At 72.7% G+C, this 25,754-nt stretch carries 23 protein-coding genes and 1 pseudogene; 11 read left to right on the top strand and 13 right to left on the bottom strand.

What is annotated here, in order from left to right:
- Positions 1-92: 92 nt before the first annotated feature.
- Positions 93-869: a DNA-formamidopyrimidine glycosylase family protein gene (locus AB0G17_RS18650; protein ID WP_361383321.1), complete on the bottom strand. Its 777-nt coding sequence runs from the start codon at positions 867-869 to the stop codon at positions 93-95.
- A gap of 386 nt (positions 870-1,255) precedes the next feature.
- On the bottom strand, positions 1,256-5,905 hold the full coding sequence (locus AB0G17_RS18645) for an ATP-dependent helicase (RefSeq protein ID WP_361383318.1): 4,650 nt from the start codon (positions 5,903-5,905) through the stop codon (positions 1,256-1,258).
- A gap of 56 nt (positions 5,906-5,961) precedes the next feature.
- Between AB0G17_RS18645 and AB0G17_RS18640 the strand changes: the two genes are divergently transcribed.
- From AB0G17_RS18640 to AB0G17_RS18630, 3 genes and pseudogenes are all read left to right on the top strand, one after another.
- Positions 5,962-6,816, top strand: coding sequence for an AraC family transcriptional regulator (locus tag AB0G17_RS18640; protein ID WP_361383315.1), 855 nt, complete (start codon positions 5,962-5,964; stop codon positions 6,814-6,816).
- 40 nt (positions 6,817-6,856) lie between these two features.
- A pseudogene (locus AB0G17_RS18635) lies at positions 6,857-7,582 on the top strand (AzlC family ABC transporter permease); the annotation flags it as partial.
- Between the two features lie 194 nt (positions 7,583-7,776).
- Positions 7,777-8,085 carry an AzlD domain-containing protein gene (locus tag AB0G17_RS18630; protein WP_361383312.1) on the top strand — a complete coding sequence of 103 codons (309 nt, stop codon included), beginning with the start codon at positions 7,777-7,779 and terminating at the stop codon, positions 8,083-8,085.
- A gap of 94 nt (positions 8,086-8,179) precedes the next feature.
- On the opposite strand, the gene AB0G17_RS18625 is transcribed toward AB0G17_RS18630, so the two are convergent.
- Positions 8,180-9,130: a hypothetical protein gene (locus tag AB0G17_RS18625; RefSeq protein WP_361383310.1), complete on the bottom strand. Its 951-nt coding sequence runs from the start codon at positions 9,128-9,130 to the stop codon at positions 8,180-8,182.
- A gap of 79 nt (positions 9,131-9,209) precedes the next feature.
- Between AB0G17_RS18625 and AB0G17_RS18620 the strand changes: the two genes are divergently transcribed.
- From AB0G17_RS18620 to recX, 4 genes are all read left to right on the top strand, one after another.
- Positions 9,210-9,404 (top strand): DUF3046 domain-containing protein, encoded by a 195-nt coding sequence (locus tag AB0G17_RS18620; RefSeq protein ID WP_361383308.1) that lies wholly within the window; start codon positions 9,210-9,212, stop codon positions 9,402-9,404.
- A gap of 308 nt (positions 9,405-9,712) precedes the next feature.
- Positions 9,713-10,891, top strand: coding sequence for an AI-2E family transporter (locus AB0G17_RS18615; protein ID WP_361383377.1), 1,179 nt, complete (start codon positions 9,713-9,715; stop codon positions 10,889-10,891).
- A 230-nt stretch (positions 10,892-11,121) separates the two neighbouring features.
- Positions 11,122-12,246 carry a recombinase RecA gene (gene recA / locus AB0G17_RS18610; protein WP_361383306.1) on the top strand — a complete coding sequence of 375 codons (1,125 nt, stop codon included), beginning with the start codon at positions 11,122-11,124 and terminating at the stop codon, positions 12,244-12,246.
- A 3-nt stretch (positions 12,247-12,249) separates the two neighbouring features.
- Entirely contained in the window at positions 12,250-12,906 is a 657-nt protein-coding gene (gene recX / locus AB0G17_RS18605) for a recombination regulator RecX (RefSeq protein ID WP_361383303.1), read from the top strand.
- Between the two features lie 67 nt (positions 12,907-12,973).
- Here the strand turns inward: recX and AB0G17_RS18600 are convergent, their stop codons facing one another.
- The 8 genes from AB0G17_RS18600 to AB0G17_RS18565 form a co-directional block, all read right to left on the bottom strand.
- Positions 12,974-13,381, bottom strand: coding sequence for a rhodanese-like domain-containing protein (locus tag AB0G17_RS18600; RefSeq protein ID WP_361383374.1), 408 nt, complete (start codon positions 13,379-13,381; stop codon positions 12,974-12,976).
- Positions 13,372-13,887: a cysteine dioxygenase gene (locus AB0G17_RS18595; protein WP_361383371.1), complete on the bottom strand. Its 516-nt coding sequence runs from the start codon at positions 13,885-13,887 to the stop codon at positions 13,372-13,374. Before AB0G17_RS18595 ends, AB0G17_RS18600 begins: the two co-directional genes overlap by 10 nt.
- 123 nt (positions 13,888-14,010) lie before the next feature.
- Positions 14,011-14,082: a putative leader peptide gene (locus AB0G17_RS18590; protein WP_309544753.1), complete on the bottom strand. Its 72-nt coding sequence runs from the start codon at positions 14,080-14,082 to the stop codon at positions 14,011-14,013.
- Between the two features lie 47 nt (positions 14,083-14,129).
- On the bottom strand, positions 14,130-15,734 hold the full coding sequence (locus AB0G17_RS18585) for an FAD-dependent monooxygenase (protein ID WP_361383300.1): 1,605 nt from the start codon (positions 15,732-15,734) through the stop codon (positions 14,130-14,132).
- A gap of 143 nt (positions 15,735-15,877) precedes the next feature.
- The gene (locus AB0G17_RS18580) at positions 15,878-16,792 is read right to left on the bottom strand and encodes an amino acid ABC transporter permease (RefSeq protein ID WP_361383297.1); all 915 of its coding nucleotides are present in this window, start codon (positions 16,790-16,792) and stop codon (positions 15,878-15,880) included.
- Positions 16,789-17,436 (bottom strand): amino acid ABC transporter permease, encoded by a 648-nt coding sequence (locus tag AB0G17_RS18575; protein ID WP_361383294.1) that lies wholly within the window; start codon positions 17,434-17,436, stop codon positions 16,789-16,791. Before AB0G17_RS18575 ends, AB0G17_RS18580 begins: the two co-directional genes overlap by 4 nt.
- Positions 17,437-17,526: 90 nt before the next feature.
- Positions 17,527-18,447: a glutamate ABC transporter substrate-binding protein gene (locus AB0G17_RS18570; RefSeq protein WP_361383291.1), complete on the bottom strand. Its 921-nt coding sequence runs from the start codon at positions 18,445-18,447 to the stop codon at positions 17,527-17,529.
- Between the two features lie 99 nt (positions 18,448-18,546).
- Positions 18,547-19,332 carry an amino acid ABC transporter ATP-binding protein gene (locus tag AB0G17_RS18565; RefSeq protein ID WP_361383288.1) on the bottom strand — a complete coding sequence of 262 codons (786 nt, stop codon included), beginning with the start codon at positions 19,330-19,332 and terminating at the stop codon, positions 18,547-18,549.
- Between the two features lie 252 nt (positions 19,333-19,584).
- Here AB0G17_RS18565 and AB0G17_RS18560 point away from each other — a divergent pair, with 252 nt between their 5' ends.
- Positions 19,585-20,289: a response regulator transcription factor gene (locus AB0G17_RS18560; protein WP_361383285.1), complete on the top strand. Its 705-nt coding sequence runs from the start codon at positions 19,585-19,587 to the stop codon at positions 20,287-20,289.
- A 15-nt stretch (positions 20,290-20,304) separates the two neighbouring features.
- On the top strand, positions 20,305-21,705 hold the full coding sequence (locus tag AB0G17_RS18555) for a HAMP domain-containing sensor histidine kinase (protein ID WP_361383282.1): 1,401 nt from the start codon (positions 20,305-20,307) through the stop codon (positions 21,703-21,705).
- Between the two features lie 31 nt (positions 21,706-21,736).
- Here the strand turns inward: AB0G17_RS18555 and AB0G17_RS18550 are convergent, their stop codons facing one another.
- Complete coding sequence (locus AB0G17_RS18550; protein ID WP_361383279.1) at positions 21,737-22,732, bottom strand: TAXI family TRAP transporter solute-binding subunit; 996 nt, start codon at positions 22,730-22,732, stop codon at positions 21,737-21,739.
- A gap of 97 nt (positions 22,733-22,829) precedes the next feature.
- Here AB0G17_RS18550 and miaB point away from each other — a divergent pair, with 97 nt between their 5' ends.
- Positions 22,830-24,326 (top strand): tRNA (N6-isopentenyl adenosine(37)-C2)-methylthiotransferase MiaB, encoded by a 1,497-nt coding sequence (gene miaB, locus AB0G17_RS18545; RefSeq protein WP_361383276.1) that lies wholly within the window; start codon positions 22,830-22,832, stop codon positions 24,324-24,326.
- A gap of 257 nt (positions 24,327-24,583) precedes the next feature.
- A complete protein-coding gene (locus tag AB0G17_RS18540; protein ID WP_361383273.1) occupies positions 24,584-25,303 on the top strand; it encodes a class III extradiol dioxygenase subunit B-like domain-containing protein in 720 nt (239 codons plus the stop codon).
- Between the two features lie 144 nt (positions 25,304-25,447).
- Here the strand turns inward: AB0G17_RS18540 and AB0G17_RS18535 are convergent, their stop codons facing one another.
- Positions 25,448-25,687 carry an antitoxin gene (locus AB0G17_RS18535; RefSeq protein WP_361383270.1) on the bottom strand — a complete coding sequence of 80 codons (240 nt, stop codon included), beginning with the start codon at positions 25,685-25,687 and terminating at the stop codon, positions 25,448-25,450.
- Between the last annotated feature and the right edge of the window lie 67 nt (positions 25,688-25,754).

Raw genomic sequence — 25,754 nt, 5'->3', positions numbered from 1 at the left:
GTTCCTTGACGCGCCTTGTCTTGTCCTGCCGCGCCCTGCCTGCCGCGCCCTGCCCTGTCCTGTCCTGCCCTGTCGTTCCTTGCCGTGCCGCGTCAGTGGCTGTGCGCCGGTGGGTTGGGCTGGCAGCGGGGGCACCAGTAGGTGGGGCGTTCGCTGCCGGCGGGGTCGCGCAGGGTGGTGGCGCGCAGAGCCGTACCGCAGCGGGGGCAGGGCTGCCCGCTGCGTCCGTACACGTACACCTTCCGGGACGTACGCTCCCGATTCGCCTCCAGGATCTTCTTGGCGGCGACGACGACCCGCGCGGGGTCGGTGAGCTCGCCCACCGGCAGCCACGGCGCGGCCCGGACGGCGAAGCAGATCTCGGACTTGTAGATGTTGCCCACGCCCGCCAGATTGCGCTGGTCGAGCAGCGCCTCACCGAGTGGCCGGGCCGGGTCCTGGAGCAGGTTGCGCAGGGCCACCTCGGGGTCCCAGCCCGGCCCGAGCAGATCGGGGCCGAGGTAGCCGACGACGCGGTGCTCGTCGCGGGTGCGGAGCAGTTCGAGGACGGCCAGCCGGTATCCGACCGCCGTGCGCTCCGCCGTGCCCAGGATCGCCCGGATCTGGTCGCTCCGCCCGCCCCGCCAGCGCTCCCCGGGCGCGAACACCCGCCAGGACCCCTCCATCCTCAGATGCGAGTGGAGGGTGAGGCCGCCCTCGATCCGGGTGAGCAGGTGCTTGCCGCGCGGGGTGACGTCCAGCACGGCCCGCCCGGTCAGGTCGACGGTTGCGAGCCGGGGCACACGCAGATCGGACCGGACCAGCTCGCATCCGCCAAGCGCGCCACCGAGCCGCCGAGCGGTCTGCCAGACGGTGTCTCCTTCGGGCATGGGGCCATTGTGCCGGGGCGGGGGCTCGGGGGGCGGTTTTGGGGTGGGGGCCGGTCGGGGGGCGAGGGGCGAGGGGGCCGGGGGCGGCGACTCCCGGGCGCGGGCAGGGGCCGGGGGCGGCGACTCCCGGGCACGGGCAGGGTCCGGGGGCCCGGTCGGGGTGCCGGTCCGGGGCGAAGCCCCCGTAAGGGGCGCCGGGAACTGCGCGACCAGCCACACACCGCCCGCAGACGAACAGGGGGTTGCTGGGGCGCAGCCCCGCGGGGGGCGCCGGGGCACAGCCCCGCTCGGGGACTCCGGGGGCGAAGCCCCGGGAAACCCGCTCACCCCATCCGCCCCACCCCCCGGCCGCCCGCAGGGCTTTCGGGAAGGGGTGGGGTGGGGAATCAAGGCCGCAGCCGCAACCCCCGCGGCGTCGGTACGAACCCCGCCGACTCCAGCGAACGCGCGAGCGGCGACGTGAGCGCGGACTCGGCGTTGACCCGCTCCACGGTCACCGTGCCCAGCCGCCCCGCCCGAGCCGCCCCCGCCAGCGAATCCACCGCCGCCACCAGCGCCGGATCATCGGGCTCAGCCGGCCAGACCAGCAGGGACTTGCCGCCGCGCTCCATGTAGAGCGTGAGCTCACCGTCGACCAGAACGACCATCGACCCGGCCTTGCGGCCCGGCTTGTGCCCGGCCCCGGCGGGCGGCTCGGGCCAGGGAAGCGCCGCCCCGTAGGCGTTGGCGGGGTCCGCGGCCGCCAGCACCACACCACGGGGCGCGGGCCGCGCCTCCGCTCGGTCGCGCGCGGTGGCCGCCGCCCGCAGCCGGTCCACCGCCCCGTCCATCGCGAACTGGGCCGCGCCCAGCCCCTCGACCACATAGCCCCGCCGCGCCTGGCCGCTGTCCTCGAACGCCGCCAGGATCCGGTACGTCGCCGAGAAGCCGCCCTCGACCCCCTCGGCCGCGACCGCCCCCCGGGTGACCACGCCGTGGCGGTCGAGGAGCGTACGGGCCAGGGCGTGCGCCCGGTGCGTGGGGTCCGGCTCGCGGGCGGGCAGCAGCGACCAGCGCCCCGACACCGTCGGCGGACCGGTACGCGACGCGGGCCGCGCCGCCGCCGTCAGCGTCCCGTACCGCCCGCGCGGCACCGTCCGCTTGGCCCGGTGGGCCGTGGACCCGGCGGTGCGGCCCGAACCGAGCAGCGCCCGCAGGGGTGCGAGGGTGTCGTTGGTGAGCCGCCCCGACCACGCCAGGTCCCAGACCGCGTCGGCCAGTTGGGGGTCGGTCGCCTCCGGGTGCGTGGTGGAGCGGACCTGGTCGGCGATCTGCCGGAAGAACAGCCCGTAGCCGGGGGCGAGCGCCGTCAGCACCGACTCGTGCAGCGCGGTGAGCTCCAGGGGATGCGGCGGTGGCAGCAGCAGCGGCGCCGCGTCGGCGAGGAACAGGGAGACCCAGCCGTCCTTGCCCGGCAACGCGCCCGCCCCCGCCCACAGGACCTCGCCGGTGGTGGTGAGCTCGTCCAGCAGCCCCGGCCCGTAGTCGGAGACCCTGGATGGCAGGACCAGCTTCTCCAGGGCGGACGCGGGGACGGCCGCGCCCTGCAGCTGCTCGACGGCCCGGGCCAGCCCGTCGATGCCCCGCAGGCTGTTGCTCCCCAAGTGCTGCCACTGCGGCAGGAAGGTGGCGAGCGCCGCGGGCGGCACCGGTTCGAGCTCGTGGCGCAGCGCCGCCAGGGAGCGGCGGCGCAGTCGGCGCAGCACCGTCGCGTCGCACCACTCCTGCCCGAGCCCCGCCGGGTGGAACTCGCCCTGCACCACCCGTCCGCTCGCCGCCAGCCGCTGCAACGCGCCGTCCGTGACGGCCGTGCCGAGGCCGAACCGGGCGGCCGCCGTGGCCGAGGTGAACGGCCCGTGCGTGCGCGCGTACCGCGACAGGAGGTCGCCGAGGGGGTCCTTGACCGGCTCCATGAACGCCTCGGGCACGCCCACCGGCAGCGCCGTGCCCAGCGCGTCGCGAAGCCGCCCCGCGTCCTCGATCGCCGCCCAGTGCTCGGCGCCACCGATCCGCACCCGGATGGCGCGGCGGGCCGCCGCGAGCTCCTGCGGCCACCCGGGCTCGGCACCGCGCGCGACCAGCTCGTCGTCGGTCAGCGGCCCCAGGACCCGCAACAGATCGGCGACGCCCTCCACATCCTTGATCCGGCGGTCCTCGGCGAGCCACTGGAGCTCCTGCTCCAGCTCGGTGAGGACGTCCGCGTCCAGGAGCTCGCGCAGCTCGGCCTGGCCGAGCAGCTCGGCCAGCAGACGGGAGTCGAGCGAGAGGGCGGCGGCCCGCCGCTCGGCCAGCGGCGAGTCACCCTCGTACAGGAACTGGGCGACATAGCCGAAGAGCAGCGAGCGTGCGAAGGGGGACGGCTCGGGCGTGGTCACCTCGATCAGCCGGACCCGGCGCGCCTCCAGGTCACCCATCAGCTCGGTCAGCCCCGGAACGTCAAAGACGTCCTGGAGGCACTCGCGGACGGCTTCCAGGACGATCGGGAACGAGCCGAACTCGCTCGCCACCTGGAGCAGTTGGGCCGCCCGCTGGCGCTGCTGCCACAGGGGGGTGCGCTTGCCGGGGTTGCGCCGGGGCAGCAGCAACGCGCGCGCGGCGCACTCCCGGAAGCGGGCGGCGAACAGCGCCGAGCCGCCCACCTGGTCGGTGACGATCTGCTCGATCTCGCCCTTGTCGAAGACGGCGTCCGCCGCGCCGACGGGGGCCTGTTCGCTGTCGTACGTCGAGTCCAGGTGCCCCGGGTCCTGGTCGAGCAGGTCCAGGCCCATCAGATCGGCGTCGGGCAGCCGCAGCACGATGCCGTCGTCGGCGTGCATGACCTGGGCGTCCATCCCGTACCGCTCGGCCAGACGGGCGCCGAGCGCCAGCGCCCAGGGCGCGTGCACCTGGGCCCCGAAGGGGGAGTGGATGACGACCCGCCAGTCGCCCAGTTCGTCGCGGAACCGCTCGACGAGGATGGTCCGGTCGTCCGGCACATGGCCGCACGCGCGGCGCTGCTCGTCGAGGTAGGCGATCACATTGTCGGCCGCCCACGCGTCCAGACCCGCGCTCAGCAGCCGCAGCCGCGCGTCCTCGGGGCTGAGCGAGCCGACCTCGCGCAGGAACGCGCCCAGCGCCCGCCCCAGTTCGAGCGGACGGCCCAGCTGGTCGCCCTTCCAGAAGGGCAGCCTTCCCGGCACGCCGGGGGCGGGGGAGACCAGCACGCGGTCGCGGGTGATGTCCTCGATCCGCCAGGAGGTCGTGCCCAGCGTGAACACATCGCCGACGCGCGACTCGTAGACCATCTCCTCGTCGAGCTCGCCGACCCGGCCGCCGCCCTTCTTGGGGTCGGAGCCCGCCAGGAAGACCCCGAAGAGGCCGCGGTCCGGGATGGTGCCGCCGGACGTCACCGCGAGGCGCTGGGCGCCGGGGCGGCCCGTCACCGTACCGGCCACGCGGTCCCACACCACGCGCGGGCGCAGCTCCGCGAAGGCGTCGGACGGATAGCGGCCCGCCAGCATGTCCAGGACGGCCGTGAACGCCGACTCCGGCAGCGCCGCGAAGGGCGCCGCCCGGCGCACCAGCGCCAGCAGGTCGTCCGCCTGCCAGCTGTCCAGGGCCGTCATGGCGACCAGTTGCTGGGCCAGCACGTCCAGCGGGTTGGACGGGATCCGCAGCGACTCGATGGATCCCGAGCGCATCCGCTCGGTGACCACCGCCGACTGGACCAGATCGCCCCGGTACTTCGGGAAGACCACTCCCGTGGAGACCGCGCCCACCTGATGGCCCGCGCGGCCCACCCGCTGGAGCCCGGAGGCGACCGACGGCGGCGACTCGACCTGCACGACCAGGTCCACCGCGCCCATGTCGATGCCCAGTTCAAGACTGGAGGTGGCGACGACGGCGGGCAGCCGGCCCGCCTTCAGGTCCTCCTCGACCAGCGCGCGCTGCTCCTTGGAGACCGAGCCGTGATGGGCGCGCGCGAGGACGGGCGGCGCGCCCTTGGCCGCGCCCGACTGGGCCATGACCTCGGCCGGGGAGTGGGCCTCCGGCAGGGGCACGGCGGTCTCGCCCGCCTCCAGTGCGGCCGCGGTGGCACGCTCGTACGCGATCTCGTTGAGCCGGTTGCACAGCCGCTCCGCCAGGCGGCGGGAGTTGGCGAAGACGATTGTCGAGCGGTGCGCCTGCACCAGGTCGACGATGCGCTCCTCCACGTGCGGCCAGATCGACGGCTTCTCCGCGCCCTCGGCGGCGTCGGCCGCCGGCGAGCCGCCCAGCTCTCCCAGATCCTCCACCGGAACGACCACCGACAGGTCGAACTCCTTGGCGGAGCGCGGCTGGACGATCTCCACCTTGCGCTGCGGCGACAGGAAGCGCGCCACCTCGTCCACCGGGCGCACCGTCGCCGACAGGCCGATCCGGCGGGCGGGCCTGGCCAGCAGCTCGTCCAACCGCTCCAGGGACAAGGCCAGATGGGCTCCGCGCTTGGTGCCCGCCACCGCGTGCACCTCGTCCAGGATCACCGTCTCGACGCCCGCCAGCGCCTCGCGCGCGGAGGACGTGAGCATCAGGAACAGCGACTCGGGCGTGGTGATCAGGATGTCCGGCGGGCGGGTCGACATGGCGCGGCGCTCGGCGGGCGGGGTGTCGCCGGAACGGATCCCGACCCGCACCTCCGGCTCCGGCAGCCCCAGGCGCACCGACTCCTGGCGGATGCCGGTGAGCGGAGAGCGGAGATTGCGCTCGACGTCGACGGCCAGCGCCTTCAGCGGTGACACGTACAGCACCCGGCAGCGCTTCTTCGCCTCGGCGGGCGGCGGGGCGGCGGCCAGCCCGTCCAGAGCGGCCAGGAACGCGGCGAGGGTCTTGCCCGAGCCGGTCGGCGCGACCACCAGGACGTCCGAACCCTCGGAGATCGCCCGCCAGGCGCCCTCCTGCGCGGCGGTGGGCGCGGTGAAGGCCCCCGTGAACCAGCCCCTGGTCGCGGGGGAGAAGGAGTCCAGCGCTGTCCGTGCCATGGTCCCCATCGTGCACCCACCCACTGACAATGGCCCGGAGCTGCGAGAATGCGGATATGAACGCGGCCGAGGAGTGGGCACGGCACTGGCGGTATCCGGGGCTGCCGGGCCTCGAACTGCTCCACGCCCGCTACGTCAGCCACTCCTTCGCCCGGCACAGCCACGAGGGCTTCGTCTTCGGCGCGGTGCGCGGCGGGATCGAGGACGTGGTCCTGCCCGGCGAGACCATACGGGCTCGCCCCGGCACTGTCGTCATGATCAACCCCGAGGTGCCGCACTCCGCGCACGCCGGAGTCCCCGAGGGCTGGACGTACGCCACGCTCTACCCCTCGTCACAGCTGATCGCCGACATCGCCGCCGAGGTCACCACCTTGCGCGGCACCGTGGGCTTCGCCGAGATCATCGTCGAGGACCCGGACACCTCCCTGCTCATCCAGGAGGTGCACCGGGCGGCCGAGCAGGGCAACGCCCTCGCCGCCGACACGGTGTTCCGCGTCGCCGTCGCCCGGCTGCTGCGCCGCCACGGGCGTTCCCTGCCCGGGCGTACCACCGGCTCGGCGGGCGCCCGCACGGCGGCCGCCGCACGCGCCCTCCTGGAACAGCGGCTGGCTGACCCGCCGTCCTTGGAACAGCTGGCGAACGACCTCGGGACCAGCCCGTTCGCGCTGCTGCGGGCCTTCAAGGGCGCGTACGGGCTGCCGCCGCACACCTGGCTCACCGGCGAACGCGTCCGCCGTGCCCGGCTGCTCCTGGAGGCCGGGACCGCGCCCGCCGAGGCCGCCGTGGCCGTGGGCTTCACGGACCAGCCGCACCTCAACCGCCACTTCACCCGCATCGTGGGCGTGACGCCTGGCGTGTACCGCAGGGAGCGCGCAAGAACGTACAAGAACGCGGGGGCCCCGCCCACGTAACGTCCCGGACGTGGCAGCAGAACAGTCAGCACTCCCAGACATACGCCCGAAGGGCGAATCCGAACCGGGCCCCGCGGCGACCGGCACGGCGGCGCACCCCGACGCCGGGGCCAAGCCCGACTCCGCCGTCGTCAGGGACGCCCTCGGCGTCGGCGTGGCCGTGGGGCTCTCCGGCTTCGCCTTCGGTGTGACCTCGGCCGGATCAGGTCTCACACTCCTGCAGACGTGTGCGCTCAGCCTCCTCGTCTTCACCGGGGCCTCGCAGTTCGCCCTGGTGGGCGCGCTCGCGGCGGGCGGCAACCCGTTCACGGCGGCGGCCGGAGCCTTCTTCCTGGGCGTACGCAACGCCTTCTACGGGCTGCGGCTGTCGCAGTTGCTCGCACTCCCGCGCGCGGTGCGGCCGTTCGCCGCCCAGTGGGTGATCGACGAGACGACCGCCGTGACGCTCGCCCAGCCCACCCGGCGGGCCGCCCGGATCGGCTTCACCGTCACGGGACTCACGCTCTACGTGCTGTGGAACCTCACGACCCTGGCCGGAGCCGTCGGCGCGGAGGCGATCGGCGACACGGACGCGTGGGGGCTGGACGCGGCGAGCCCCGCCGTCTTCCTGGCGCTGCTCGCGCCGATGCTCACCACCGCCACGGAGCGGATCACCGCCGGGCTCGCGGTCCTGCTGGCCCTGGGCTTCCTGCCGGTGCTGCCGGCCGGGGCGCCGGTCCTGATGGCCGCGCTCGCCGCACCCGCCGTGCTGTTCCTGAAGGGCCGCCGGGATGCCGCGAAGGCTCGCGAGAACACCGGGACGGATCGCGAGAACGCCGAGACGGATCGTGAGAACGCCAAGAACGGCCACGAGAGCGCCAGGAACAGCCACGAGAACGTCAGGAACAGCCACGAGAACGTCAAGAACGGCCGGGGCACATCCGTATCGGCCGACGGGAACTCCGTGAAGGGAGCGGGGCGTTGAACGTCTGGATCGCCATCGCCGCCACCGCCTTCGGCTGCTACCTGGTCAAGCTCCTCGGCCTCCTGGTCCCCGCCGGGGCCCTGGAGCGGCCGCTCGTGCGACGGCTCGCCGCGCTGCTCCCGGTGGCGCTGCTGGCCGCCCTGACCGCCCAGCAGACCTTCAGCAGCGGACAGCACCTGGTGCTCGACGCCCGAGGCGCGGGCCTGGCGGCGGCAGCCGTCGCCCTGATGCTGCGCGCCCCCTTCCTGGTGATCGTCGCCGCCGCCGTACTGGTCACGGCGGGGGTACGGGCACTGGGCGGCTGAGAGCCGTCCGGCAGTCCGGACCGGCCGTAGGAGCGCATCCGCCCGCCCCTCCCCGTGGGGGACGGCGGATGCTCCGCCGGCCGGGTGCCCGGCGTCAGTCGATCGCGCGGCCGTACGCCCGCAGGGTCCGCAGCGCCTCGATCGTCACGATCGGCCGCCACTCCAGAGCGGTGCCCGGCGCCCACTCGCGCCAGTGGATGGGCCAGCCGCCGTCCTCCCGCTGCTCGGCCGCGAGGTGGTCGAGCGAGCGCGCCATCTCCTCGTCCGTGAACCAGCGGCGGGCCAGAGATTTCGGCACGCGCGCGTAGTCGTGCGGAAAGTGGTGCTCGGCCGGGGCGTATCCGGGGGCGACCGGGAAGTCCCCGAGCCGGTCCGGATCGAGGACCGCCAGGCGCTGCTCACGGACCAGCCGCCCGAGCCGGTCCGCCGCCGCCTCGGCCCGCACGCGGTCCGGCACCCCGTCCAGGAAGGCGATCGCCGCCTCGATCTCGTAGGGGTGCGACTTCTCCAGCGCGTCCACCGCCGCCCAGCAGAAGTCCGTGGCCCGGAAGAGCCAGGCGTGCCACACCTGGTTGCGGTGGAGCAGCCCGACCACCGGCCCCGTGGCCAGCAGTTCGCTGGGCGGGTCGTCGACGATCCGCACGAACGGCGCCACGGGATAGCCGCGCGCCGACGGGTGCAGCGCGGGCAGGGCCCCGTCCTGCGTCGAGACCGCCGTCAGGTAGCCGCAGATCCGCTCCGCCCGCCGGCCGCTCAGCCGGCCGACGGAGTCCAGCACGCGCAGGGCGTGCGCGGTGTGCAGGGGCTGACTGACGGGGCCGCGCAGATCGGGCTCCAGCGCGTGCCCGTAGCCCCCGTCGTCGTTCTGGTAGGCGGCGAGCGCGGTCTCGACTTCCTCGGCGCCGCCGCCGAGGAAGTGGTGCGCGAACCGACGCTGCTCCAGCACGCGGGCCGTCAGCCAGACGAAGTGCTCGGCTCGGGCGAGCGGCGTGCGGGGCGTGCGGGACGTGCGGACAGTCGCGGGTGATGTTCCGGATCCGGGCATGGTCCGACCGTAGGGTGCGCAGCGCCGCGGACAAGCCGGACGGCCCCGGCTGCACTCTCAGGGGCGGGATACTGGAGTCATGCGGTTGACGATTTTCTGGGAGCGGATGGCCGACCACTTCGGCGCCGCGTACGCCGACTCCTTCGCGCGCGACCATGTGATGGCCGAGCTGGGCGGGCGCACCGTGCACGAGGCGCTCGATGCGGGCTGGGAGACCAAGGACGTCTGGCGGGCCGTGTGCACCGCCATGGACGTGCCCGCGCACAAACGGTGACGGTCCGGGGCTGAGGGCCCGCTGTCCGAGGCATGGGCGAGACTTGCTGCGTGGCACCGACTGACGAGAGCGACACCCAGACAGACCGCCGGGCCGACCGCCCGGCCGGGAACGACCGCCGACCTGCGGACGGAGTCCGTCCCGAGGACGGGCCGCGTTCCGACGGCGCCGCGCGCCTGCCCGAGGAAGGCCGGCTGTCCGCGACGGACGGCGGGCACGCGCCCGTGGTCCCGCACGCGACCGCGGGCGACACCCCGGCCGCGCCCGGGGCGGCTCCGGGCGCCGGGGCCGCCGGAGCGCCGCCGCCCATGCCCGGGACCGGCGGCGCCGTGCGCATGCCCCGGTGGCTGCCGCGCGCCATGGTGCTCGCGCTCGCCCTCTACGCCTGCTTCCAGCTCGGCAGCTGGGCCTTCCACCAGCTCATCGGGCTGCTGATCAACATCCTGATCTCGTTCTTCCTCGCCCTCGCGGTGGAGCCGGCCGTGGGGCGGATGTCGGCCCGCGGGATGCGCCGCGGCCTCGCCACCTTCCTCGTCTTCTTCGCGGTGATCATCGCGACGGCCGGGTTCATCGTGCTGCTCGGCTCGATGCTGGCGGGCCAGATCGTCGACATGGTCGAGCACTTCCCGAAGTACCTCGACTCGGTGATCAGCTGGATCAACCACACCTTCCACACCGAACTGTCCCGGGTCGAGGTCCAGGACAGCCTGCTGCACTCGGACTGGCTCCAGAAGTACGTGCAGAACAGCGCGAGCGGTGTGCTCGACGTCTCGGCCACCGTCCTGGGCGGCCTCTTCCGGCTGCTGACGATCTTCCTGTTCTCGTTCTACTTCGCGGCCGACGGGCCCCGGTTGCGGCGCACCATCTGCTCCATGCTGCCGCCCGCCCGCCAGACCGAGGTGCTGCGCGCCTGGGAGATCGCGGTCGACAAGACCGGCGGCTACCTCTACTCGCGCGGCCTGATGGCGCTCATCTCGGGCATCGCGCACTACATCCTGCTGCAGATCCTGGGCGTGCCGTACGCCCCGGCGCTCGCGGTCTGGGTGGGTCTGGTCTCCCAGTTCATCCCCACCATCGGTACGTATCTGGCGGGCGCGCTGCCCATGCTCATCGCCTTCACCGTCGACCCCTGGTACGCGGTGTGGGTGCTCGGGTTCGTGGTGATCTACCAGCAGTTCGAGAACTACATGCTGCAGCCCAAGCTCACCGCCAAGACGGTCGACATCCACCCGGCGGTCGCCTTCGGCTCGGTCATCGCCGGCACCGCGCTGATGGGGGCGGTCGGCGCGCTGATCGCGATCCCCGCGGTGGCGACGCTCCAGGCGTTCCTGGGCGCCTATGTGAAGCGTTACGACGTGACGGACGACCCGCGCGTGCACGGCAGGCGCGAGCGGGGCGGAGACTCGGCCCTGGTGCGCATACGGCGTGCGCTGGGCCGTGAGCGGACGGCGGAGCCGGTCGCGTCGACGGGCGGCGACGGCTCCTGAGGCGGTCGGCCGGAGCCCCCGGCCGCCCCCTCGCCCGTGCCGCGTGGTTCGCTTGACACCAAAATCGAACATCCATTCATATGGAAGCAGGGCCCTGTGTTCACTTGGGTTCCGCCGGGTTTCCGGTGGGGGTTATCCACAGGCGGGAGGGACTCCGGGGCCCATTGTCAGTGGCAGGGGTTAGCGTCTTTGACGTGAAGCGATCGACTCAAGCAAACCGGGTGGAACCCATGGCAGGAACCGACCGCGAGAAGGCGCTGGACGCCGCGCTCGCACAGATTGAACGGCAATTCGGCAAGGGCGCGGTGATGCGCCTGGGCGAGCGGCCGAACGAGCCCATCGAGGTCATCCCCACCGGGTCGACCGCGCTCGACGTGGCGCTCGGCGTAGGCGGACTGCCGCGCGGCCGCGTGGTGGAGGTCTACGGACCGGAGTCCTCCGGCAAGACGACCCTGACGCTGCACGCGGTGGCGAACGCGCAGCGGGCCGGCGGCCAGGTCGCCTTCGTGGACGCGGAGCACGCGCTCGACCCCGAGTACGCGAAGAAGCTCGGCGTCGACATCGACAACCTGATCCTGTCCCAGCCGGACAACGGCGAGCAGGCTCTGGAGATCGTCGACATGCTGGTGCGCTCGGGCGCGCTCGACCTGATCGTCATCGACTCCGTCGCGGCCCTGGTGCCGCGCGCGGAGATCGAGGGCGAGATGGGCGACTCGCACGTGGGTCTCCAGGCCCGCCTGATGAGCCAGGCGCTCCGGAAGATCACCAGCGCGCTGAACCAGTCCAAGACCACCGCGATCTTCATCAACCAGCTCCGCGAGAAGATCGGTGTGATGTTCGGCTCGCCGGAGACCACGACCGGTGGGCGCGCCCTGAAGTTCTACGCCTCGGTGCGCCTCGACATCCGCCGCATCGAGACCCTGAAGGACGGCACCGACGCGGTCGGCAACCGCACCCGCGTCAAGGTCGTCAAGAACAAGGTCGCGCCGCCCTTCAAGCAGGCCGAGTTCGACATCCTCTACGGCCAGGGCATCAGCCGCGAGGGCGGCCTGATCGACATGGGCGTCGAGCACGGCTTCGTCCGCAAGGCCGGCGCCTGGTACACGTACGAGGGCGACCAGCTCGGCCAGGGCAAGGAGAACGCCCGCAACTTCCTGAAGGACAACCCCGACCTCGCCAACGAGATCGAGAAGAAGATCAAGGAGAAGCTGGGCGTCGGCGTCCGGCCCGAGGAGCCCAAGGCCGAGCCCGGTCCGGACGCGGCCGGTGCGACCTCGGAGGCGGAGGCGGCATCCGTGCCCGCCCCGGCCACCAAGGCCAAGACGGCCAAGGCCGCCGCCGCCGCCAAGAGCTAGGCCATGACACGCAGGACCGAATGGGCCGAGCCGGACGGGACGGGTCCCGAGCGGGCCCGGTCCGGGCGGCCGGGCCCGAAGCGGGCCGGCTCCCGGCGGGCCGGCCCGGAGGGATTCGGTGACGGCGCCGACCCGTCGAGGGCCGAGAAGGACCCGGCGCCGCAGGACCCGGCTGAGCGGGCGCGGGCGATCTGCCTGCGCCTGCTCACCGGGACCCCCCGGACCCGTAAGCAACTGGCCGACGCCCTCAAGAAGCGGGAGATCCCCGACGAGGTCGCCGAGGAGGTCCTCTCGCGCTTCGAAGAGGTCGGGTTGATCAACGATGCGGCGTTCGCGGGGGCCTGGGTCGAATCCCGCCACCACGGACGCGGCCTGGCCCGCCGGGCACTCGCCCGCGAGCTGCGCACCAAGGGCGTGGACTCGGCGGTCGTCGACGAGGCCGTCGGGCAGCTCGACTCCGACCAGGAGGAGGAGACCGCGCGGGAGCTGGTGGCCCGTAAGCTCCGCTCCACCCGAGGCCTGGACCGCGACCGTCGCATCCGCCGCCTCGCCGGCATGCTGGCCCGCAAGGGCTACCCGGAGGGCATGGCCCTCAGAGTCGTCCGCCAGGCCCTGGAGGCGGAGGGCGAAACGGCGGACGACTTGTACGAGACGTACTGAGGCGGTACGAGACGTGCCCGGGGGGGGGTGCTCGGGCCGCCCCCGTCCCCCTGAGCCCGTCCGTGCCTCACGCGGCGGGCGGCGCCACCGGCAAACCGTTCGCGCGCCACGCCTGGAAGCCGCCGACCAGGTCCGTCGCCCGGTGCAGGCCCAACTGGCGCAGGGACGTGGCCGCGAGGGACGACGCGTAGCCCTCGTTGCAGACCACCACGACCCGCAGGTCGTGGCCGGTGGCCTCCGGGGCGCGGTGGCTGCCCTGGGGGTCGAGCCGCCACTCCAGCTCGTTGCGCTCGACGACGAGCGCTCCGGGGATCAGGCCGTCGCGCTCCCGCAGCGCCGCGTACCGGATGTCCACCAGGAGCGCCTCGCCCGCCCGCGCCGCGTCGTGCGCCTCCCGGGCCTCGACCCGGTCCAGGCCCTCGCGCACCCGGTCCAGCAACTCGTCGATTCCCACCGGGCGTTCGCTCACTGCCAGTCCTCCGGGCGCTCGACGTGCTCCAGACGCAGTACCGCGCCCGTACGGCTGTAGCGCCGGATCAGGGGCAGCGGTGGGTAGTACGCGTGGACCGAGATCGTGTGCTCGGTCGTCGACTCGTTGCGCACCTCGTGCACATGGTGCGGCCCGAAAGCCCGCCCCTTTCCGGCCTCCACGCTCCGTGAACGGTCGAGGTCCTCGGCGAGTTCCAGCGTCTTCCACCCCTCGGACGGCAGCCGGGCCGCCAGGGAGTCCTCCCTGAGCGTCCCGGCCGCCGTCGCGAAAGCGCCGTGGGAGCCGCCGTGGTCGTGCCAGCCGGTGCCGGTGCCAGGAGGCCAGCCGATCAGCCAGGCCTCGCTGCCGCCGGGGCCGTCGAGCCGGATCCAGGTCCTGCCCTGCGGATCGAGCGGCAGGGAGGCGACGAGCGAGGCGTCGGCGGCGGTGCGGCGGACGAAGTCGAGCAGGTCCGCCTGGCTCGGCGCACAAGGGGAAGCGGGTCCGGGCAGCGGGACGCGGGTGGAAGCGGGCGTGGTGGGGTGTGCGGAAGGTGACACGGGGGCCGTCCTGGGAGTTCGCGTGTGCGCGCGTACGCCGGACAGCGGCCCGGCGGCGCGAGGTAGGGAGGCGAATCAGCAGGACGGGCGACACACGCAGCCCGCGTAGCGGACGAGGTCCATATGGACCCTCCGCCACAGGCGCACATCGGTGTCGGTCACGTTCCGGAGTACACCATGTGCGTCCGTGCCGGTCAATTGATGTCCGCGGTGCGGTCCTCCACGCGCGCGTGGACGACGGGCCCGCCGCGCGCCGCGTCGGCCGCCGTGTACAACTCGCCCGGCCACACCCCGCCGAAGGCGGCGACCAGGTGGCCGTCGGGACGCACGAGCAGCACCGTGTGGGCGGCCGCTCCCGGGTACTCCTCGGCCACCAGCAGCTCGGCGTCGGCGGGCAGCGCGTTCACCGCGGCCGCCAGGCGCGGCATCACCCCGGCGGTCTGCCAGTGCCGCCGGTCCCAGACGCGGGTGCCGGGCGCGATCAGGACCACCAGGAGCCGCCCCCGGTCCAGCCGGTCGCGCAGAGCCACCGTGGACCCGTCCGGAGCCGTGACCGGCACGTCCTCGACGGGTGCGCCCGCTTCCGTGCCGACCGGCGCGTGCGCCTCGGCGGGTGGGGGCGCGAGGGGGGAGTGCGGGTAGGCGGCAGGCGCGCCGAGCGGGCCGTGCCCCAAGTGGCCGTCGGCGAGCAGCGCGTCGTGGCCGCGCGCGGCGCCCGGGATGTACGAGCGCAGTCCTCCGCCGCCCCGCAGGACCGGCATCGCCTGGTCGGCGGCGCGCAGCCGGGCGGCGACGCTCGCGCGGCGCTCCGTCTGATAGCTGTCGAGCAGCACCTCGGAGGCGCCGTGGTGCCAGGCCTGCGCCAGCTTCCAGGCCAGGTTCGAGGCGTCCCGCAGGCCCTCGTCGAGGCCCTGGATGCCCACCGCGCCCAGCAGATGGGCGGCGTCCCCGGCGAGGAAGGCGCGGCGCACCCGCCAGCGGCGGGCGAGGCGGTGGTGGAGCGTGTACACCCCGGTGTCCAGGAGCTCGTACGGCGGGGTCGTGCCGCACCACCCGGCCAGCGTGTCGCGCAGCCGGCCCAGCAGCGCGTCGGGGGTGACGAGTTCGGCGCGGGCGGGCAGCAGCCAGTCGATGCGCCAGGTCCCGTCGGGCAGCGGACGGGCCGTCACCTCCTCGCCGCCGGTGCGCCACGGCGGCAGCCGGTGCAGCAACGCCTCGCCGGGCCAGGGGAGTTCGGTGCGCAGGGCGACGACGGCATGGCGCTCCACCGCCGTACGCCCGGCGAAGCGGACGTCGAGGAGTTTGCGCACGGTGGAGCGCGCGCCGTCGCAGCCCACCAGATAGCTGCCGCGCCACCAGGTGGCGCCCGGGCCGCCGGTGTGGGCGGCGACGCCGCTGTCGTCCTGCTCCAGGGCGTCCAGACGGCCCCCGGGCGCCAGCTTCACCAGCCGGGAGGCGGCCGCCGCGTCCCGCAGGCCACGGGTGAGGGCGTGCTGGGGCAGATGGACCGGCGACGGGCCGCCGTCGAGACCGTCTCCGAAGGAGACCTGTCGTTGCGGGGTGCCGCGTCGCATGGCCCGCCAGCCCGTCCAGCGGGCGCCCTCGTCGCGTACCGCGGCGCAGCCCAGCCGTTCCGCGAAGGCGGCCGTGTCGGGCCGCAGGACGGCCGTACGGACCGGGCGGGGCTCCTCGACGCCGGACCCCTCGTCCAGGACGACGGAGGGCACCTTCTGGGCGGCGAGCGAGAGGGCGAGCGCGAGTCCGACCGGACCGGCGCCGACGACGATCACCGGGTCCACGACGTGGCTCCCTGGGCCCGGCGGGACGGCTGACAGGTGGCGCTGAGGACCCGGTGCACGATCACAGAACGTATGCAACCCACTGCGGGTGCTTGCGTCAAGTGACGGAGGCAGTGACGCGAGCGCCACTGCCTCATGGTTCGTCAGTTTGTCGTACCGCCAGGCCCGTCGGGCCCTTCGGCCCCGGCACCCACGACCGCACCTACCGGGTCGGCGGCGGTCACCGGGGCCGCTGCCGTGCCCATGGTGATGCCGGTCTTCGCGCGCCGGCCGCGCCGCTCGATCCAGGTGGCGAGCCCGGACAGCGCCAGGCACATCGCCACGTAGATGGCGCCGATGACAACGATCGTCGACACGTACGGGTACTGGCCGTTGACCTGGGTGTTGCTCGCGATCAGACGGGCCGTCTGGAGCAGCTCGGGGTAGAGGATGATGAAGCCGAGCGAGGTGTCCTTGAGGGTGACCACCAGCTGGCTGATGATCGTCGGCAGCATCGCCCGGACCGCCTGCGGCATCAGCACGCTGGTCATGACCTGGGTCTTGCTCATGCCGAGCGCGTACGCCGCCTCGCGCTGGCCCTTGGGCACGGAGTTGATGCCCGCGCGCAGCACCTCGGCCTGGACGCAGCCGTTGTAGATCGACAGGCCGAGCGCCAGCGCCCACATCGAGTAGTCGGTCAGGAAGCCGACCCAGACGGCGTAGATGGTGATCAGCAGCGGGATCGACCGGAAGAGCTCGATGAAGCCCGTCGCGGCCCAGCGGACCGGCTTGTGGTCGGAGAGCCGGGCGACCGCCAGGAGCACACCGAGGACCAGCGAGCCGACCGCCGCCAGGCCGAAGGCCTTCAGGGTGGCGACGACGCCGTCGGCGATGTTCTGCCGGATGCCCGAGTAGTTGAAGATGTCCCACATCTCGGGGGCCAGATGGCCCTTGTCCGACAGCCGCACGATGCTCACGGCGAGCAGCGCGAGGATGGCGAGCGAGCCGAGGACGGCGTAGATCCGGTTGCGTACGACGGCCTTGGGGCCCGGGGCGTCGTAGAGAACGCTGGCGCTCATCGGGCGACCTCCATACGGCTCTCCAGCAGGCGGAAGGCGCCGCTGATGGAGAAGGTGACGACCAGGTAGCCCAGGGCGACCCAGAGGAAGACGGGGACGATGTCGTAGCCCTGGTCGCTCATCAGCTTCTGCCAGCCGAAGAGTTCGGTGACGCTGAAGGCGCCCGCGATCGCCGAGTTCTTGGTGAGCGCGATGAAGATCGAGCTCAGCGGCGGGATGACGGTCCGGGTGGCCTGCGGAAGCACGATCAGGCGCAGGGTCTGCGTGAACGTCATGCCGATCGAGCGGGCGGCCTCGGCCTGGCCCAGCGGGACGGTGTTGATGCCGGACCTGACGGTCTCGCACACGAAGGAGGCGGTGTAGAAGCCCAGGGCGAGCGAGCCGAGCAGGAAGGGGCTCATCCCCGGGAAGAAGATCTCCGGGACGACGAAGAAGAAGACGAGGAACAGCAAGGTCAGCGGGGTGTTGCGCAGCAGCGTCACCCAGGCGGTGCCGAAGAAGCGCAGCGGCGGCACCGGCGAGACCCGGAATCCGGCCAGCAGCAGCCCGAGGACCAGGGCGATGACCGAACTGACGGCGGTGATCTCCACGGTTCCTATGAAGCCGTCACGGAATTCCGAGAAGTTGTCGAGCAGTACGTTCATGAGGTCTCCGCGTCGGCGGGCGGCTGGCTGGGCGGGCAGGGCCGGGAGCGCCCTCTACGCGCGCGTAGAGGGCGTCTCGCACGGGGGGGATCAGTAGCGCTGGACGGCCGGCGGGTCGACGTACCCGGCGCCGGACAGGCCGAGGGTCGCCTCGTAGATCTTCTTGTAGGTGCCGTCCTTGACGTGCTTCTCGATCGCGTCGTTGACGAAGTCGCGCAGCGCCTTGTCGTCCTTGTTCATGCCGACGCCGTACGGCTCCTGCGTGAAGGGGTGACCGGCGACCTTGAGCTTGCCGGAGTTGGCGGCCGCGTAGCCCTTGAGGATCGAGTCGTCGGTGGTGACCGCGTCGACCTGCTTGGTCAGCAGCTGCTGCACGCAGTCGGAGTACTTGGCGAGCTCGACGACCTTCGCGCCGTACTCCGGCTTCTTGATCTCCTGGAGCGGGGTGGAGCCGACGATCGAGCAGACCTTCTTGCCCTTGACCGTGCTCTTGTCGGTGATCGCGGTCTCGTCCTTGCGGACCAGCAGGTCGGCGCCCGCCTTGTAGTACGGACCAGCGAAGCCGACGAGCTTCTTGCGCTTGTCGTTGATCGTGTAGGTGCCCACGTAGTAGTCGACCTGGCCCTTGGAGATCGCGGTCTCCCGGACGCCGGAGTCGACGGTCTTCCACTCGATCTGGTCCTTGGTGAAGCCCAGGTCGGCGGCGATCATCCTGGCGAGCTCGATGTCGAAGCCGGAGCGCTCGTTGGTCGCCTGGTCCTGGAAGCCCAGGTACGGCTGGTCGGCCTTGGCGCCGATGATCAGCTTGCCGCGCGCCTTGGCGGCCTTGAACGTCGGGGAGTCGAGGGCGACGTCCTTGGCGACGGTGTACGTGGGCAGCTGCGGGGCGCCCGACTGGCCGGGCTTGGCGGCCTGCTTGTCACCCGCGGAACCCGACTTGCCGCCACAGGCGGTCGCGGTCAGCGCGAGCACAGCGATCGCCGCGAAGGCGGCGGACTGGCGGAGCTTCATGTGAACATCCCTCGTATCGCTTGAATCGCTCAGATGTGGGGCCGTCGGCCCGTCGGGGAGGAACGGCGCGGGGGCGGCCGTTCCGGGTCCTCGGCAGCCTCAGTGGTGAAGGATCTTCGACAGGAAGTCCTTGGCCCGGTCGCTGCGCGGGTTGCTGAAGAACTGGTCGGGCGTGGCCTCTTCGACGATCTTTCCGTCGGCCATGAAGACGACGCGGTTGGCGGCGGAGCGGGCGAAGCCCATCTCATGGGTGACGACGACCATCGTCATTCCGTCGCGCGCCAGCTGCTGCATGACTTCCAGGACCTCGTTGATCATCTCCGGGTCGAGCGCGGAGGTGGGCTCGTCGAAGAGCATGACCTTCGGGTCCATCGCCAACGCGCGCGCGATGGCGACGCGTTGCTGCTGTCCGCCGGAGAGCTGCGCGGGGTACTTGTCGGCCTGGGTGCCCACGCCGACCCGGTCGAGCAGGGCGCGGCCCTTCTCCTCGGCCTGCTTCCTGTCCGTCCTGCGGACCTTGGTCTGGCCCAGCATGACGTTCTCCAGCACGGTCTTGTGCGCGAAGAGGTTGAACGACTGGAAGACCATGCCGACGTCGGCGCGGAGCCGGGCCAGCTCGCGGCCCTCCTGCGGCAGCGGCTTCCCGTCGATCGTGATCGCCCCGGAGTCGATCGTCTCCAGGCGGTTGATGGTGCGGCACAGCGTGGACTTTCCGGACCCCGACGGTCCGATCACCACCACGACCTCGCCGCGCGCGATCGTCAGGTCGATGTCCTGGAGCACGTGCAGCGCGCCGAAGTGCTTGTTGACGTTGCTCAGCACGACCAGGTCGCCCGACGCGGGTGCCGCGTCCTCGGCGTCCTTGGTCACTGATACTCCGCTCATCGGCTTCCAGCTCCGCTCTTCCTCGGTTGGGGAGGAACGTAGTGCGCCGCTACGACCAGCGTCATTACATCTGAGCGGAAATTGAGCATCACGATCGGGTAGCGGCGTGGCACTCTCCGTTAAGGGGGCGCGTGGTGCAATACCGGCTGCGTAACGGATGCCGCGCTCCGCTGGGTGTCCCCTTGACGCACACCCGCGGCATGGGCGTGGATGCGGGAGTACATGCCTGGCGACGACTACGGAGGGGGGACGATGAGACTGCTGCTCGTCGAGGACGACGACCACGTCGCCGCGGCCCTGTCCGCCGTACTCGCCAAGCACGGCTTCGCCGTGGTGCACGCGCGCAACGGCGAGGAGGCGCTGCGGGCGCTGCTGCCCGACGACCGCGCCCCCAAGGAGCCCTTCGGGGTCGTCCTGCTCGACCTCGGACTGCCCGACCAGGACGGCTACGAGGTCTGCGGGAAGATCCGCAAGCGCACCGCCATCCCGGTGATCATGGTCACCGCGCGCGCGGACGTGCGCTCGCGCATCCACGGCCTGAACCTCGGCGCCGACGACTACGTGGTCAAGCCGTACGACACCGGCGAGCTGCTCGCGCGCATCCACGCGGTCAGTCGGCGCACCACGGCGGGCGAGGACAGCGGCGCCCTCCCGGCGGTCGCCCTGCGGCTGGGCCGCGTCCAGATCGAGCTGCCCACCCGCCGGGTCAGCGTCGACGGCGAGTGCGTCCAGCTCACCCGCAAGGAGTTCGACCTGCTCGCGCTGCTCGCCCAGCGGCCCGGCGTGGTCTTCCGGCGCGAGCAGATCATCAGCGAGGTGTGGCGGACCAGTTGGGAGGGCACGGGGCGCACCCTCGAAGTGCACGTCGCGTCCCTGCGCTCCAAACTGCGGATGCCGGCCCTGATCGAGACCGTGCGCGGCGTCGGCTACCGGCTCGTCGCACCGGCCGCGCTGTAAGGACCGACGCCCCCGGTGCGTACGCGACTCCTGCCGCTGCTGATCTTCCTGCTCGCCCTCGTGCTGATGGCGCTGGGCTTCCCGCTCGCGATCAGCGTCGCCTCCGCCCAGCAGCAGAAGGTGGTCGTCGACCGGATCGACGACACCGCGCGCTTCGCGGCGCTCGCCCAGTTCGTCACCGCCGCCGACGACAAGGACACCAGCAGCAGGGAGCGCCTGGCGACCCTGGAGGAGGAACTCGCCCGCTACCACGAGCTGTACGGGATCCGCGCGGGCGTCTTCTTCCGCAACGGCGCCGCCATGGCGAGCGCCCCCAGGGGCTGGGGCGTCCCGGACGACACCAAGGGCGGTGACGCCTTCCAGGAGGCGCTGGCGGGCCGCAGGAGTCACGATCCGCCCCAGGTGTGGCCGTGGCAGCGCGGACGGCTCGTGGTGGCCTCCCCGGTGGTGCGCGAGGGCGATGTGATCGCCGTGGTGGTCACCGACTCGCCCACCGGCCACATGCGTTCGAAGGTGCTGCGCGGCTGGCTGCTGATCGCGGCGGGCGAGGTGGCCGCGATGCTGCTCGCGGTCGGCGCGGCCTTCCGGCTGACCAGCTGGGTGCTGCGGCCCGTACGCGTCCTGGACGCGGCCACCCACGACATCGCGACCGGGCGCATGAAGTCACGTGTCGCGGTCGCCGGCGGACCCCCGGAACTCAGAAGGCTGGCCCGGTCGTTCAACGAGATGGCGGACAACGTCGAGGACGTGCTGGACCAGCAGCGCGCCTTCGTCGCCGACGCCTCCCACCAGTTGCGCAACCCGCTCTCCGCCCTGCTGTTGCGCATCGAACTCCTCGCGCTCGAACTGCCCGAAGGGAACGAGGAGATCGCCTCGGTGCGCGCCGAGGGAAAGCGCCTCGCCCAGGTGCTCGACGACCTGCTGGGCCTGGCGCTGGCCGAGCACGCCGAGGCGGACCTGCGGCTCACCGACATCGGCGCGCTGGCCGGCGAGCGGGTGGAGGCCTGGCGTCCGCTCGCCGAGGACAAGGGCGTGCGGCTCACCGAGCAGCGGGCCGCCGTCACCGCCTGGGCGGACCCCGTGGCGCTCTCCAGCGCCCTGGACGCCGTCATCGACAACGCACTGAAGTTCACTCCGGAGGGTGAGGAGGTCACGGTCGCCGTCGCCGCCGAGGGCGACTACTCGAGGATCACTGTGAGCGATCGCGGACCCGGCCTGACCGACGACGAACTGAGCCGGATCGGGGACCGGTTCTGGCGCTCGGGCCGGCACCAGAACATCAAGGGCTCGGGCCTGGGCCTGTCCATCTCGCGGACACTGCTGGCGGCGGGCGGCGGCACCATCGCGTACGCCCGCCACGAGCCGCACGGGCTGCGGGTGACGCTCCGGGTGCCGCGCAGCTCGCCGACGGGCTGAGGACGCCAGACCGCCGGTGGCCGCTCGTGGGTCAGGGCTTGGTCGAGAGGTAGTAGCGGCGCGCGCCGTCGTGCAGCGGCAGCGGTTCCGTGTAGATCGCGGTGCGCAGGTCCACCAGCTGCGCGGCGTGCACCTCGCGTCCGATGGCGTCCCTGCTGCGGATCACCGTGTGGGTGAACTCCTCGGTCAGGCCCGGGGCGGTCCGGTCCGTGGTGACCAGCAGGTTCGCCACCGCGATCGTCGGTACGGCGACGCCCCGCTGCGCCTGCGGATACGCGTCGGCGGGCATGGTCGCCGCCCGGTAGAAGCCGGTGAGGCCGTCCTCGGCGTGCAGCGCGGTGACCAGGTCGCCCAGTGGCACCAGACGGATCTGGTCCTGCTCCGACAGGCGCAGCACCGCCGTGGTGGGCAGCCCGCCCGACCAGAAGAACGCGTCGATCTTCCCGGTCCGCAGCAGCTCCGGCATGGTGTCGATGCCCGCCGACACCGGCGTGATGTCGTGTGCCGGATCCAGCTTGGCGGCCTTCATCAGCCGCTCCGCGAGCAGCCGCACCCCCGACCCGGGCTGGCCTATGCCGACGCGCTTGGAGCGCAGGTCCGCCGTCGTGCGCACGGACGAGTCGCGGGGCACCACCAGCTGGACGTAGTCGTCGTAGAGGCGGGCGCAGCCGCGCAGCCGGTCGGCCCCGACGGAGCCGTCGCGGAGGTATTTGGCCACCGCGTCGGCGGTCGCGATGGTGAAGTCGGCCTTGCCGGTGGCCACCCGCTGGAGGTTCTGCTGCGAGCCCTCGCTGGTCTGGAGCCGGACGTCCACCTCGGGCAGGTCGTCGGCCAGCGCCCGCTCCAGCAGCTCGCCGTACCGCTGGTAGACCCCGGTCCGTACGCCCGTACTGAACGTGATCGTCCCCGACGGCGGCGAGGCCCCCAGCGACAGCAGCCACCACAGCAGCAGCCCGAACACCACCAGGGCCGCGGCCGCACCCTGGAGGGCACGGCGGCGGCTGACACGGGGGAGGGCCTGGAGCATGGCGCGATCCTGCCAGCTCACTCCCCGTGATGGCCAGGCCCGGGGTCGGGGAAGGCGGGACGGTGTGCCGGTACGACCTCGTACCCTGGTGTACGAGATGAGCGAGGTAGAGGGTTTGAAAACGTACGAGGTGCGCACCTACGGGTGCCAGATGAACGTGCACGACTCCGAGCGGCTGTCCGGCCTCCTGGAGGGCGCGGGCTACGTACGCGCGCCCGAGGGCAGCGACGGCGACGCCGACGTCGTCGTCTTCAACACCTGCGCGGTGCGCGAGAACGCCGACAACAAGCTGTACGGCAATCTCGGTCGGCTCGCCCCGATGAAGACGAAGCGGCCCGGGATGCAGATCGCCGTCGGCGGCTGTCTGGCCCAGAAGGACCGCGACACCATCGTCCAGCGGGCGCCCTGGGTGGACGTCGTCTTCGGCACGCACAACATCGGCAAGCTGCCGGTGCTCCTCGAGCGCGCCCGCATCCAGGAAGAGGCGCAGGTCGAGATCGCGGAGTCGCTGGAGGCGTTCCCCTCGACGCTGCCGACCCGGCGCGAGTCCGCCTACGCGGCCTGGGTCTCCATCTCCGTCGGCTGCAACAACACCTGCACCTTCTGCATCGTCCCCGCGCTGCGCGGCAAGGAGAAGGACCGCCGCCCCGGCGACATCCTCGCCGAGGTCGAGGCGCTGGTCGCCGAGGGCGTCTCCGAGATCACCCTGCTCGGCCAGAACGTCAACGCGTACGGCTCGGACATCGGCGACCGCGAGGCCTTCTCCAAGCTGCTGCGCGCCTGCGGCACGATCGAGGGTCTGGAGCGGGTCCGCTTCACCTCGCCGCACCCGCGCGACTTCACGGACGACGTGATCGCCGCGATGGCCGAGACGCCGAACGTGATGCCGCAGCTCCACATGCCGCTGCAGTCCGGTTCGGACACCGTTCTGAAGGCGATGCGCCGCTCGTACCGGCAGGAGCGTTTCCTCGGGATCATCGAGAAGGTCCGCGCCGCCATTCCGCACGCGGCCATCTCCACCGACATCATCGTGGGCTTCCCCGGCGAGACCGAGGAGGACTTCGAGCAGACCATGCACGCGGTCCGCGAGGCCCGCTTCGCGAACGCCTTCACCTTCCAGTACTCCAAGCGCCCCGGCACCCCCGCGGCGACCATGGAAGGCCAGATCCCCAAGGAGGTCGTGCAGGCGCGGTACGAGCGTCTGGTGGCCCTCCAGGAGGAGATCTCCTGGGAGGAGAACAAGAAGCAGGTCGGCCGCACGCTGGAGGTCATGGTCGCCGAGGGCGAGGGCCGCAAGGACGGCAGCACGCACCGGCTCTCCGGCCGCGCCCCCGACAACCGTCTGGTGCACTTCACCAAGCCGGAGCAGGACGTGCGCCCCGGCGACGTGGTGACCGTCGAGATCACCTACGCCGCCCCGCACCACCTGCTGGCCGAGGGCCCCACGAACACCGTGCGCCGCACCCGCGCGGGCGACGCCTGGGAGAAGCGCAACGCGGCCCCGGCGCAGCCCGCCGGAGTGATGCTGGGCCTCCCGAAGATCGGCGTCCCGGAGCCGCTGCCGGCCGCCACGAGTGGGTGCAGCGTCGTCTGAGCCCATCACTGGGTTCCTTCACGTTCACGCGCGCGTAGGCGAAGCGAACACCCCCGCGCCGGCGGGAGAGCAGCGCCGGTTCCTTCACGCGCGCGTAGGCGAAGCCGCTTGCGGGCAGTCACCCACGCGCGCGTGGCAGTTCCGGCTCGCGTCGCGTTCGAGCTGCTCGTACGGGTTGGGCCCACCCGCGCGTGGCCGGCTCGGGGCGCCCGCGCCGCGCCGGGCCGCGGCGCGGCGCACCCACTACGCTGCGGATCATGCTCGTAGCCGCCGCCGTCTGCCCCTGTCCGCCGCTCCTGGTGCCCGCGGTCGCCTCCGGCGCCGCGCCGGAGCTCGCTGCCGCGCGGGAGGCCTGCGCCGACGCCGTGGGGCTGCTGGCCGCCTCCCGGCCCGATCTGCTCGTCGTGGTCGGGCCCGCCGACCAGGCGGCGCGCGGCCCGCACCCCCAGGGCACCCCGGGGTCCTTCGCGGCCTTCGGCGTGGACCTTCGGGTACGGCTCGGCGCGGCGCCGGCCGACACCGAGGGCGGCGAGCGCGAACTGCCGCCCTCGCTCGCCGTCGGCGCATGGCTGCTGGAACGGTTCGGCTGGTCGGACACCCCGGTCGAGGGGCTGGGAGTCGGCGAGCCGCTGGAGGCCGAACGCTGCGCCGAGGCGGGCCGGGGCCTGGGCTCCAGGACCGAGCGCGTCGCCCTCCTGGTGATGGGCGACGGCAGCGCCTGCCGCACCCTGAAGGCCCCCGGCTACCTCGACGAGCGCGCCGCCGACTTCGACGCGGGGGTGGCGAGGGCGCTGGGCGCCGCGGACACGCGCGCGTTGCTGGAGCTGGACGCGGAGCTCGCGTACGAGCTCAAGGCGGCAGGCCGGGCGTCCTGGCAGGTGCTGGCGGGCGCCGCCGAAGGGGCGGATCTCGCGGGCCGGCTGCTGTACGAGGACGCGCCGTACGGCGTGGGGTACTTCGTCGCTGTCTGGTCCTGAGCCGCGCCGCCGGGGTTCCGGGCCGGGGTTCCGGCCGCCCGCGCCGCATCACCGCGCGCGTGGCGGCAGGCACAGCCGTTACGTCACGCCATCACACGGGGACGGCCGCGGAGCTCGGTCGCTCCCCGGCCGTCCCCGAGGTGATCAGGCCGTCGGTGGCGGGGTGCCGCCGTCGTCCTTGTGCGAGATCCGGTCCAGGGCGTCCTTGGCCTTCCCCGTACCCGATTGGATCTTGTCGCTGTACTTGCCCTTGGTCTTTTCGTCGACCGTCTTGGCGACCTTGTCCAGCCCCTGTCCGATCTTGTCCTCGTGCTGCTGCGCGAAGTCGGACACCTTGTCCTTGGCGGGGGCCAGCTTGGCCTTCAGGTTGTCCAGGAAGCCCATGTGGTCACCTTCCCTCTGCCCTCATCCCGGCGCCTGCGCGCCGTTGACCAGGGAAACGTACGACATG

This window comes from Streptomyces sp. NPDC023838, assembly GCF_040639555.1.
Classification (GTDB): domain Bacteria; phylum Actinomycetota; class Actinomycetes; order Streptomycetales; family Streptomycetaceae; genus Streptomyces.
This window is presented reverse-complemented; position numbering and strand designations above follow the sequence as displayed.

What these genes read in the sequence shown, in the direction of transcription:
- AB0G17_RS18575 (WP_361383294.1), bottom strand. Translation starts at nt 17,436, where the DNA reads ATGAACGTACTGCTCGACAACTTCTCGGAATTCCGTGACGGCTTCATA.
- AB0G17_RS18565 (WP_361383288.1), bottom strand. Translation starts at nt 19,332, where the DNA reads ATGAGCGGAGTATCAGTGACCAAGGACGCCGAGGACGCGGCACCCGCG.
- AB0G17_RS18645 (WP_361383318.1), bottom strand. Translation starts at nt 5,905, where the DNA reads ATGGCACGGACAGCGCTGGACTCCTTCTCCCCCGCGACCAGGGGCTGG.
- AB0G17_RS18560 (WP_361383285.1), top strand. Translation starts at nt 19,585, where the DNA reads ATGAGACTGCTGCTCGTCGAGGACGACGACCACGTCGCCGCGGCCCTG.
- AB0G17_RS18535 (WP_361383270.1), bottom strand. Translation starts at nt 25,687, where the DNA reads ATGGGCTTCCTGGACAACCTGAAGGCCAAGCTGGCCCCCGCCAAGGAC.
- AB0G17_RS18620 (WP_361383308.1), top strand. Translation starts at nt 9,210, where the DNA reads ATGCGGTTGACGATTTTCTGGGAGCGGATGGCCGACCACTTCGGCGCC.
- AB0G17_RS18550 (WP_361383279.1), bottom strand. Translation starts at nt 22,732, where the DNA reads ATGCTCCAGGCCCTCCCCCGTGTCAGCCGCCGCCGTGCCCTCCAGGGT.
- recA (WP_361383306.1), top strand. Translation starts at nt 11,122, where the DNA reads ATGGCAGGAACCGACCGCGAGAAGGCGCTGGACGCCGCGCTCGCACAG.
- AB0G17_RS18580 (WP_361383297.1), bottom strand. Translation starts at nt 16,792, where the DNA reads ATGAGCGCCAGCGTTCTCTACGACGCCCCGGGCCCCAAGGCCGTCGTA.
- AB0G17_RS18570 (WP_361383291.1), bottom strand. Translation starts at nt 18,447, where the DNA reads ATGAAGCTCCGCCAGTCCGCCGCCTTCGCGGCGATCGCTGTGCTCGCG.
- AB0G17_RS18625 (WP_361383310.1), bottom strand. Translation starts at nt 9,130, where the DNA reads ATGCCCGGATCCGGAACATCACCCGCGACTGTCCGCACGTCCCGCACG.
- miaB (WP_361383276.1), top strand. Translation starts at nt 22,830, where the DNA reads ATGAGCGAGGTAGAGGGTTTGAAAACGTACGAGGTGCGCACCTACGGG.
- recX (WP_361383303.1), top strand. Translation starts at nt 12,250, where the DNA reads ATGACACGCAGGACCGAATGGGCCGAGCCGGACGGGACGGGTCCCGAG.
- AB0G17_RS18650 (WP_361383321.1), bottom strand. Translation starts at nt 869, where the DNA reads ATGCCCGAAGGAGACACCGTCTGGCAGACCGCTCGGCGGCTCGGTGGC.
- AB0G17_RS18615 (WP_361383377.1), top strand. Translation starts at nt 9,713, where the DNA reads ATGCCCGGGACCGGCGGCGCCGTGCGCATGCCCCGGTGGCTGCCGCGC.
- AB0G17_RS18540 (WP_361383273.1), top strand. Translation starts at nt 24,584, where the DNA reads ATGCTCGTAGCCGCCGCCGTCTGCCCCTGTCCGCCGCTCCTGGTGCCC.
- AB0G17_RS18640 (WP_361383315.1), top strand. Translation starts at nt 5,962, where the DNA reads ATGAACGCGGCCGAGGAGTGGGCACGGCACTGGCGGTATCCGGGGCTG.